8 protein-coding genes are annotated in these 10,301 nt (G+C 34.1%); 4 read left to right on the top strand and 4 right to left on the bottom strand.

Going from position 1 to position 10,301, the window contains the following annotated elements; all coding sequences use genetic code 11:
* The first annotated feature begins 5 nt into the window (after positions 1-5).
* Entirely contained in the window at positions 6-1,466 is a 1,461-nt protein-coding gene (gene glnA, locus ACW9W4_RS00305; RefSeq protein ID WP_457760557.1) for a type I glutamate--ammonia ligase, read from the top strand.
* On the opposite strand, the gene ACW9W4_RS00310 is transcribed toward glnA, so the two are convergent.
* Positions 1,463-1,741: a hypothetical protein gene (locus ACW9W4_RS00310; protein WP_457760558.1), complete on the bottom strand. Its 279-nt coding sequence runs from the start codon at positions 1,739-1,741 to the stop codon at positions 1,463-1,465. The genes glnA and ACW9W4_RS00310 overlap by 4 nt on opposite strands.
* Before the next feature lie 54 nt (positions 1,742-1,795).
* Positions 1,796-3,505, bottom strand: a complete 1,710-nt coding sequence (gene thsB, locus ACW9W4_RS00315; protein WP_457760565.1) for a thermosome subunit beta — start codon at positions 3,503-3,505, stop codon at positions 1,796-1,798.
* Between the two features lie 103 nt (positions 3,506-3,608).
* Between thsB and ACW9W4_RS00320 the strand changes: the two genes are divergently transcribed.
* Positions 3,609-4,931, top strand: a complete 1,323-nt coding sequence (locus ACW9W4_RS00320) for a serine hydroxymethyltransferase (RefSeq protein ID WP_457760559.1) — start codon at positions 3,609-3,611, stop codon at positions 4,929-4,931.
* Between the two features lie 2 nt (positions 4,932-4,933).
* Here ACW9W4_RS00320 and ACW9W4_RS00325 read toward each other — a convergent pair whose 3' ends face one another.
* Both ACW9W4_RS00325 and ACW9W4_RS00330 read right to left on the bottom strand, forming a co-directional pair.
* Positions 4,934-8,311 carry a DNA polymerase II large subunit gene (locus ACW9W4_RS00325; protein WP_457760560.1) on the bottom strand — a complete coding sequence of 1,126 codons (3,378 nt, stop codon included), beginning with the start codon at positions 8,309-8,311 and terminating at the stop codon, positions 4,934-4,936.
* Positions 8,312-8,322: 11 nt separating this feature from the next.
* On the bottom strand, positions 8,323-9,075 hold the full coding sequence (locus tag ACW9W4_RS00330) for a phosphoglycerol geranylgeranyltransferase (protein WP_179362731.1): 753 nt from the start codon (positions 9,073-9,075) through the stop codon (positions 8,323-8,325).
* Between the two features lie 64 nt (positions 9,076-9,139).
* On the opposite strand from ACW9W4_RS00330, the gene ACW9W4_RS00335 reads away from it, so the two are divergent.
* On the top strand, positions 9,140-9,502 hold the full coding sequence (locus tag ACW9W4_RS00335) for a hypothetical protein (protein WP_179362732.1): 363 nt from the start codon (positions 9,140-9,142) through the stop codon (positions 9,500-9,502).
* 127 nt (positions 9,503-9,629) lie between these two features.
* Complete coding sequence (locus ACW9W4_RS00340; RefSeq protein ID WP_457760561.1) at positions 9,630-10,232, top strand: winged helix DNA-binding protein; 603 nt, start codon at positions 9,630-9,632, stop codon at positions 10,230-10,232.
* Positions 10,233-10,301: the final 69 nt, after the last annotated feature.

The raw sequence follows: 10,301 nt of genomic DNA on the forward strand, positions 1-10,301 counted from the left end.
CTAAATTGCCATATAAAGTCAGCCACGGTAAAGCAATTCCAATAACATACTCACCAGACGAAGTTTTTGCAAGAATTCAGCATGAAAATATTCAGTTCATTGATCTACAATTTACAGGTCTTACAGGTCATTTTCATCATACTACAATTTCAGCAAATACCTTTACTCCAGAACAAATGAGAGATGGATTACCAAAATTAGATGGTTCATCAATTATTGGATTTGCCGACATTAATGATTCAGATTTACTTTTAAAACCTGATCCAAATACATTTGCAATAATTCCTTGGATGACTGAAAATAAAACAGCCAGGTTACTATGCGATGTTTACTGGGGAGAAGATAGAGGACGATTATCAAGAGACCCAAGAGGAATTTCTCAAAAGGCTGAAGAATACATCAAAACACAGGGATTTGATTTTAGTACATGGGGTCCAGAAGTAGAATTCTTTGTATTTGATAGAGTACATTGGGATGTTCTAACACCTTACAAAGGTCAATCATATTCTATTGAATCAAAAGAAGCTCCATGGAATCAATCAGGTGATGGTTATCCTATGGGATTACAAGAAGGATATTACCCAAGTACTCCAGCAGATACTCTTACTCCATATAGAAATGAATGTGTAAATATTCTCAATAAGAATTTTGGAATTTTATGTGATAATCATCATCATGAAGTAGCAACAGCAGGTCAATGTGAAATTGATATCAAATATGATCGCATGACAAATGCTGCTGACGCTGCACAATCATACAAATTTGTTATTAGAAATGTCGCACAAAAATATGGAAAAGTTGCAACAATGATGCCAAAACCAATTGCAATGGATTCAGGTTCTGGTATGCATGTTAATGTTAGTTTATGGAAGGATAATCTAAATGCATTTTATGATTCAGATGATGAAATTGAATTAAGTCAACTTGGACGATACTTTTGTGGTGGTATCATTAATCATGCAAAATCATTATCTGCTATTTGTAATCCTACAACTAATTCATATCACAGATTAGTTCCAGGATATGAAGCTCCAGCATACATTGCATGGAGTTCTGGAAATCGTTCTGCCATTGTAAGAGTTCCAAAACACCTCAAAGGAAAAAATTATGCTAATCTAAAACGACTTGAATTTAGAGCACCTGATCCTTCATCAAACCCATATCTAGTATTTGCAGCAGTTACTGCTGCAGGAATGGATGGAGTGAAGAAAAAGATGGACCCAGGGCCTGAAGTTCGTGATGATATCTTCAAGATGACTAAATCTGATAGAGCTAAAAGAGGAATTGGTGTTCTTCCAAAAAGCCTTGGAGAAGCATTAGATGAATTAGAAAGTGATAGAAAATATCTTAACACAATTTTCACAAATGATGTAATTGATAAAATTATAGAATTAGAAAGAAGAGACCAACGAGAAATAGCCATTAGACCACACCCACATGAATTTTATCTATATTTTGATGTTTAAGCTCTTCCAGTAAATTGAAAAATATAGAATAATGAAATAGCCATTAGTGTAAATCCACTTCCTAGAAATATCACTCTATTACTTTCAGATGTTGCAGCTCTGTATAGTAGAATTCCACCTGCAAGACCTACAAACAATACCAGCACTCCACTAATCACTCCATCAAAACTAGTGTTAGTGATAAGTGGATGAAATAATCCTGAAAGTAATGCAAAAAATGCAATTAAGTAAATGTACTTGAATCCAGTAAGGGCTTTAGATGTTGTTTGATTCAATATTTTTCGTAAATAGATTTAGCAATTAAAGGTTTGAAAACATTTCAAAATGATTTACATCATTCCGCCCATGTCAGGCATGCCACCCATTCCAGGCATTCCACCCATACCGCCCATTCCAGGTGGCATTCCAGGCATTCCGCCTTCTCCTCCTCCAGGAGGTCCACCGGCTGATTTTTGAGTAGCAATAACATCATCGATTCTAAGAATCATACATGCAGCTTCTGCAGCTGCTGAAACAATCTGTAGTTTAACTGCTAATGGTTCAATAATATCACTTGATTTCATGTTTGCAATTTTTCCTTTCATAACATCAATTCCAGTCCATTTTTCTCCTTTCTGTTGTTTAGAACGTAAAATTGTAAGAGTATCAATTGGATCCATTCCAGCATTTTCAGATAGTGTTAATGGAATTTCTTCTAAAGCATCAGCAAATTTTTCTGCTGCAAGTTGTTCTCTACCTTCTAAAGATTTGGCCCAACTTCTAATTTTTGTTGCTGCATAAGTTTCTGGGGCACCGCCACCTGCAACAATTTGAGGTTTTAAAATTACATCTTTTACAACCATTAAAGCATCATGAACAGAACGTTCTACCTCATCTACTACTCTTTGTGAACCTGCACGAAGAAGTAATGTTACTGATTTTGGATGTTTACATCCTTCAACAAATACCCATTTGTCCTCTTCAATTTTTCTTTCTTCTACAGTTTCAGCAATACCAAGATCTTTTTCAAATAAATCATCAAGATTAGTAACTATTCTAGCTCCTGTTGCTTTTGCAAGTTTAGTAAGATCACTTTCTTTAATTCTTCTAACAGCAATAATACCAGCTTTTGCAAGATAATGTTGAGCCATGTCATCTAATCCTTTTTGACATAATACTACATTAGCACCAGAACCAATTACTTTGTCAACCATTGTTTTTAGCATTCTGTTTTCTTCATCTAAAAATGATTTTAATTGTTGAGGATTTGAAATGTTAATTTTAGCATCAGTTTCAGTTTTACTAATTTCTAATGCAGTATTGATCAGTGCAATTTTAGCATCGGTGATTTTTCTTGGCATGCCTCCATGAACAATTTCTTTATCAAGAACAATACCTTGAATAATAGTTGAATCTCGGATAGAACCACCTGCTTTCTTTTCTACTTTAATATCATCAATGTCAACTTCAAATGATTCACCATCTTTTTCTGCAACAGCAAGTACTGATTTTACAATAATATCTGCAAGTAGATCAGAATCTTTTCTAACTAGCTTAGTTTGCATAGAAGTTTTTGCAATTTTATTTAGAATAGTTTTATCATTTGCTGAAATTGTAACTGCAATTTCTTCAAGGAATTCTTTTGCTTTTCTTGCAGCTTTTCTATATCCATCTACAATGATTGTTGGATGAACATCTTGATCAATTAATGATTCAGCTTGTGAAAGTAATGCACCTGCTAATACAACAGCAGAAGTTGTACCATCTCCTACTTCATTATCTGTAGTTTTTGATATTTCAACTAGCATTTTTGCTGCTGGATGTTGAACATCAATTTCTTTTAAGATAGTAGCACCATCATTTGTAATTGTAACGTCACCTAAGGAATCAACTAGCATTTTATCCATGCCTCTTGGGCCAAGGCTGGTATGAACGATTTCAGCAATAATTTTAGCTGCTGCAATGTTATTTTTTTGGGCTTCTCGTCCTTTAGTTTCAGTACCGCCTTCTTTTAGCAAAACAACTGGCATAGTACCTTTTGAAGTTGCCTGCATTCCCATAGATGCCAAAACTCCTAATTCCCCTTTTATACCTTCCAGATCAAGATCGGTAATGTCGAAATAACAGCGGTGTTTTTAAATTGGGAAAATCAAGATGAAAAATATGGTAAAATCGGAAAATAAAGAATCTTATGATAAAATTTTTACAAGTTTAAAAGAACATCATAAATGGTTTGAAAATTCAATTCCATTGATTGCAAGTGAAAATATTCCCAGTCCAGCAGTCAGAGAAGCAATAATTTCTGATTTTGGAAATAGATATGCAGAAGGATGGCCTGGAGAAAGAGTCTATGCAGGTTGTGTCTACATTGATGAAGTAGAGTTTGAATGTATGAAGTTAGCTAAAAAATTATACAAAGCAAAATTTGCAGATGTTAGACCAATTTCAGGAGTTGTTGCAAACTTAGCAATTTATTCTGCATTTACAAATCCTGGTGACATTATGTTAGCACCATCAATTCCTGCAGGTGGACATATCTCTCATGGTAAGAAGGAACATTCTGGAACTGCTGGATTAGTTCATGGATTAGAAATTGAATTCTATCCATTTAATGCTGAAGAAATGACAATTGACATAGATAAAACAAAACAAAAAGTAAAAGATCTTAAAAAACAAAATCGTCTTCCAAAAATGGCAATGTTTGGTGGTTCATTATTCTTGTTCCCTCACCCTGTCAAAGAATTATCAGATTTTCTAAAAAGTTACGATATGCATATCAATTATGATGCTGCTCATGTTGCAGGATTAATTGCTGGTGGAAAATTCCAGGATCCTTTACGCGAAGGTGCAGATACAATGACTATGAGTACTCATAAGACTTTGTTTGGTCCTCAAGGAGGACTTGTCTTAGGTTCAAAAGAACATGAAGAAGTTATCAAAAAAGCGACTTTCCCGGGTCTTACTAGTAGTCATCATATTCATCACATGGCTGGAAAAGCTGTTGCATTTGCAGAAGCATTAGAATTTGGAAAAGATTATGCAGTTGAAGTAATCAAAAATGCCAAAATATTTGCAGAAGCCTTGAGTGATATGGGATTCAAAGTGTTAGGTGAAAGTCGAGGCTTTACGGAATCACATCAAATTGCAGTTAATGTTTTAGATTATTCTGATGGTGGAAAGGTAGAAGCAGATTTAGAAAAAGCAAATATTATTGTTAACAGACAATTAATTCCTGGAGATATTAAAGCAGGAAGAAACTATTTCCATCCAGGTGGAATTAGATTAGGAGTTTCTGAAATTACACGATTAGGAATGAAGAAAAATGAAATGCAAGAAATTGCTTCCTATCTAAAACAAGTTGTAATTGATAAAAAAGATCCAAAAAAGATACTTTCAAAAGTTAAATCATTCAGAAAAGACTTTCAGAAAGTTAAATTCTGTTTTGATAATAAATTGGGCGCTTACGAATACGTCAAATTAAGATAAATTTACGAATAGTCTGAAAGCAAGGATTGATCTCCTCGACTCTTTCCAAATACTAGTTCAATTTCATCTGATAAGGCATGGATTCTTCCTTTTTGATATTCACCAACATCATATTTTTCAACAAGTCTTTTTGCAAGTTTCAAATATTTTTCTACAGAACCCCTGGTAATTGTGGCAATTAGTTTATGCCCACAAACACATGTTTGGATTAGAGGCATACGACGATATGATTTTCCACATGCTGTACATCTGAAACTTTGTCTTGCATATGCTCTAAGATTTCCCATCAAATCTGGAACTAAATGAGTTGAAATTACATTTGAAACAAGTTCTGCAGGATTTACAACATTGATTAATTCAGCATTTCTGACTTGCATATCAAATTTGTCAAGCATAGAGCCAAGTGTGGAATATGCACTTCTTGATTTGGATGTAGTAAGTGAGGAAGTGGAATGTGTAAAGTGATAATCATAGAATTGTCTTTCAGTATCAAGTCGTGATTTAATAATCTCAATTGAGGATACATCTGATGCTTTTACCTGTTCAAATGTAGATTCAAAAAATTCCAAAGGAAGTATTTTTGTAACTTCAAGATTATGTGCTTGAGGTTGAGATTCATGTGGTAAAACATGTGGTTGAATAAGTAAAGGTGCATCCATCAAACCACCAATTCTATCTGATAGAAACTGCCTTGAGAAATTCAGAAGGCTATCCATTAGTAACATTATAGAATCGGCATCTCCATCTGCATCTCTTCTTTTTGCAGAATGCCAATTTGGAGTTCCAAAACAAACATGAGTTTCAGTATATCCAATAATTCTTCCAACTATTCCCACTGATGTGTGAGGAGCCAAACCAATTATCAGATGTCCAATTAATTCGTCTGTGTTTTTTACATTATAAAACGAAGATTTTCCATAGAATTTTTCTAAAAGAACATCGACATATTTACAGGCATTAACTAGATATTTTCCGATTTCATTTGGTATAATAACATCCTGCATTCGAATCTCAATAATTTGATCAATGAATTCAAGAGGTTTTCCATCTATATCATGAGAATACCCTAATTCCTTTAATTTCTCAATAGATGTTCCAATCCAAGATGGTTTGAATTGAGTAAGTGGAGAATTTGTTGCATCACATCTTACTGTTCCGTCTTTGAAAGTGGTTAAACCAAAGTTTTGTCTTACAAGTCCCTTTTCTAATGGTTCGGCAATTTTATCTTGATTAATTAATTCCTTGACCCCTTTGAATGGTTCTTTTGCACGAATTCCCATTTTTTCCTGAGCTAAAAGTAACCTAGCTTTTAATGGAAATGCTTGATGGGAATGGGCAGGGGCTTTTCGTTTACATTTTTCGCAAAATGGTTCATTAAGAGTATCTCTGCAATTGGAACATCTGTAAATTATTGATGTTTTAGTACCACAGATAGAACATCTGATTCCAATAGAAGGTTGATTACATTGAGTGCATTGACGGTTAATTATATTAGCAAAAAAATGCTCAGCTCTCGATGCTTTGAGTAGATCTCTGGTAGGTCCACCCTTATCACTAATTGGAAACAATACATGAGTAGGAGGTTTCATTTGTCTTGGAGCTGCTTTTTCAGGTCTTCCAATTCTAACTCCAATGCTTGTAGAAAATTTATTCCTAATTTGAATACCTGATGATTGTGACAAAATTTTTGGAACAGATAAATCACTAATAATTGGTTTTTCCCTAAACAACAAATTAAAGAAAATTTTCGCTTCCTGATGTTCTAAGATCAATGTTTCATTTTCAACTTTATGAGGAGTTCCCAAGTTTTCAAGAATTTTTTTAACTTGCATAGAATATTCTATTGATGTTTCATTGACTTTTTTTGGTTCTAAAAGTATGAGAAGATCTTCAGATGAAATTTTATCCCAGAAATACAGGTAATGTGGATGTAGTGGGATTTTAAAATCAAGTGAAATTTTTAATGCTTCATCTAGTGTAGGAATTTCATTCAAAAATTGGTTTAGAACCTGATCATTTGGATCATATTTTTCAATTTTTTGTTTTAATTCTTCTATCCAGAATTCTTCAACATAAGCTGAAGGTACCAGTTGAGCATTATTTTCTAGAAAATCTCCAAATGAAATTAAAATATCTCCAAGATGTAGAATTTTTTCAATATCATTTTTAATTTCTAGACCATGTTTTACATCACGAATTTTTACAACACTGCCATTATTGAGACGAACAGTTGGAGTATCTATTGAATCAACAAATGCCACAGTTGCTCCTTTTCCAGGAATATCTATTTTGATTTGAGTTCCTACTGCTATCGTATGATCTAAAATTTCTGCAATTACTGGATGAATTCCTACTGCTGCAAAGCCAGTATTACATGATCTCCCATATCTTAAACGAAAGCCACCTAATTTGTTAGGCATAGATAGGACTGACCTACCTGTAATTACTTCGCGCATTCTTTTAGCTGCTGCATCTTCTTGATTATCACCAGTTTGAACTGCTCCTTTGAGATCATTGAGCCATTCCCACCCATCTAGATTATACAATTCAATTCTTTTCAGGAGTTTTTTTGATCTTCCAATCAGTCCATCATTTAAGACACGTAAGGCTCCTCCCCTAACTCGGTCAGTCTTGATTCTAGCCATGCCTTTGTGATTGACCACCTCATATGGATCAGTATCAACACCTGCCAATTCTACAGGAAGATTAGAAATTACATGTTCAATGTCTTCATCCAAAATATGGAATTGAAAGCTGCTTGCTTCTCTTTCATAGATTCTTAATTCTTCAACAAATCTACCTGTTTCATCATCAAATGAATTAGCTTGAAACTTTGATAGACCTGCAATTTTTCTGACATGATCTGCAATTAACAATGTAACAGCAGACTCTGTTCCACCTGCTGAACGCATTGGACCTGCAATTGAAACAGAGAGATATTCAGTGCCGTCTTTGTTTTTCTTAATTTTTACTTCGCTGATTCCTTGCAGTGGTGCAATAGTAACCCCTTCAGTAATAATAGCCAATCCTACACGTACTGCAAGATCTAATTTGTCCTCTAATGTAGCATCTGGAAGACAATATTTGCCCAGAGCAATCTCTTTTGCTAAAATTAATGCTGAAAGTTCTTTTCCATTAATTTTTAAAATTTCTCTTAATGGATCAGCAATATCAATTTCGTGCATTTTTGCAACTCGGTCTGCTAGGTCAAAAGCGATTTTAGGTTCAATAATACCTGAAGAGTCAACTAGACTAGATTTTGCAAAAGCTGCATGTTCAAATATCGAATACGTCTCATCTGAAAGACTGGTATAGTAATCCAGATAGTAATCTGGCATTTTGATATCACTAATTCGAGAGATTGCATCGTTTTCAGACATTAGTCCTCCTACTACTTGCTTCTTTGAATTGCTTTTGCTATTTCTTCGAGTTTTTTGATACTTCCGCCTTTTTCAAGAAAAGTTCCAATAACTAATGCATCTGCTCCGGCTTTAGCCAAACTTTCAGCAGTTTTTACATCTTTGATGCCTCCACCCACTATCAAAAATCCATTAAATGCGTGTCTGACAGTTTTTACCATTTCAGGAGTAACATGGGTTTTTGCACCAGATCCTGCCTCCAAGTAAACAAATCTCATACCTAAAAATTGAGCAGCGAGAGAGTATGCTGCAGCAATTTTTGGTTTTTCAAATGGAATTCCTCTTGCTGAACCAACAAACCATGCTGACGTTCCATCTCCTATTACTAAGTAGGCAGTTGGAAGCGGCTCTAATCCAAATTTTAGAACACTTGGAGCACCTAAAGCCTGTGCCTGAGTAATAAAATATGGATTTTCAGAATTCATCAGTGAACTAAATAATATGGCATCTGCATCAGGTACAACGCCTGTAACATTGCCTGGAAATAGAATAATTGGAATTTTTAGGCCTTTTTTGATTCCTTTTACAACTTGAGCCATCTCAATTTGATCAGTTGCTGATGAACCTCCAACTAGAATTGCAGAGGCGCCAATCTTTTCAACATCTTTAGCAAGCTTACTTGATGCCTCCAAGTTGGATACTTCTGAATCAATTAATACGAATAGTAATGTATTTTTCTTTTTTAATTCAGATTTTAGGAATGATTCAACTTTGTCTCCAGCCATAGAAAGAGTTTGTAGATGTCTCTTTAAAGTTTAATTGGAATGCTGTATACAGATTTGTATAGCTATGGACAAGTTAGAAGAATCTAATTTTAACAACATTATCCGTAAAATCATCAAAAAATCACTGTTTACAGAGCGACAAGTTGAAATTATTTTAAATCAGAAAGATCTTCTTGAATCCAATTTTTCTATTAGTAAAGGTGCGTATTATAGGCAGGTTGGTCAATCCAGAGATAAATTAATTGGATTATTCTACTCAATCATACTTTTTCGTGGCTTAGGCATACTTTTGCCTGATGATATTGATGTGATATCAAAACTTTCAGAACAAATTAGTGTGATTAATGAGAGTGATATTTTTCCTGAAAGGGAAGATGAAGTGATTGATGTGATTGATAGGCTCATTCGTCAGGCATGCAACATGTGATGTATGTGATTATTCAATATTATGGCTATTCAAATTCTATGTGATAATGTGTGTGAGATTGTTAATCTAAAGAGTGAAATAATATTGTTCAATCACGATAAATCACGTTGTAGGCATAGAAGTTGTGATGTTAGTAGAAATTCCTGAACCTGAAGTGATTTTAAGTGTGATTTTAGCATTTATCATTGGTATTGTTGGATTGTATACCTACTTCAAAGTACGTCCTTTTGTAAAAACTAGAAGTGATGTATTTGATGCCTCACAAGCTGAACGCTTAGAATATTATGAAAGACAGTTAATTGATATGAAAATACGCCTAGATGCCTTTGAAATGCAAGGACTTGAGCAAAAAGTAGAGGATCCTAACCTAGAATTAAAACAATTTTTAGAAAAATTAGCAAAGAATGAAGTTCAAGAAAGACCAGTTGAGGTTGTTCCTAAGGCTGAAGTTACACCTCAAAAGGAGGATTCTACACCTATTATTCAAAATATTACGCCTACAAATCCAATTGATTATGTGTTGCATCTAATCACAACCAAATCTATGACATCACGTGATATACAAATCACATTAAAGAAAAGTCGTGAGCATACTTCACGCCTGATGAAAAAGTTATTTGAAGAAGGATATGTGCAAAGAAATACTGAATCTAAACCATATACTTACTCAATTACTGAAAAAGGAATTGCAAAAGTAGAACAAACAGATGATAATCTCTTAGTGCAATAAGATATTTTTTAATTTTTTACTAGTAAATTTCTGTCTCTTATACACATCTGACGCTGCCGACGAGCTCTG

The sequence above is a fragment of the Candidatus Nitrosopumilus sp. bin_7KS genome (genome assembly GCF_054095835.1).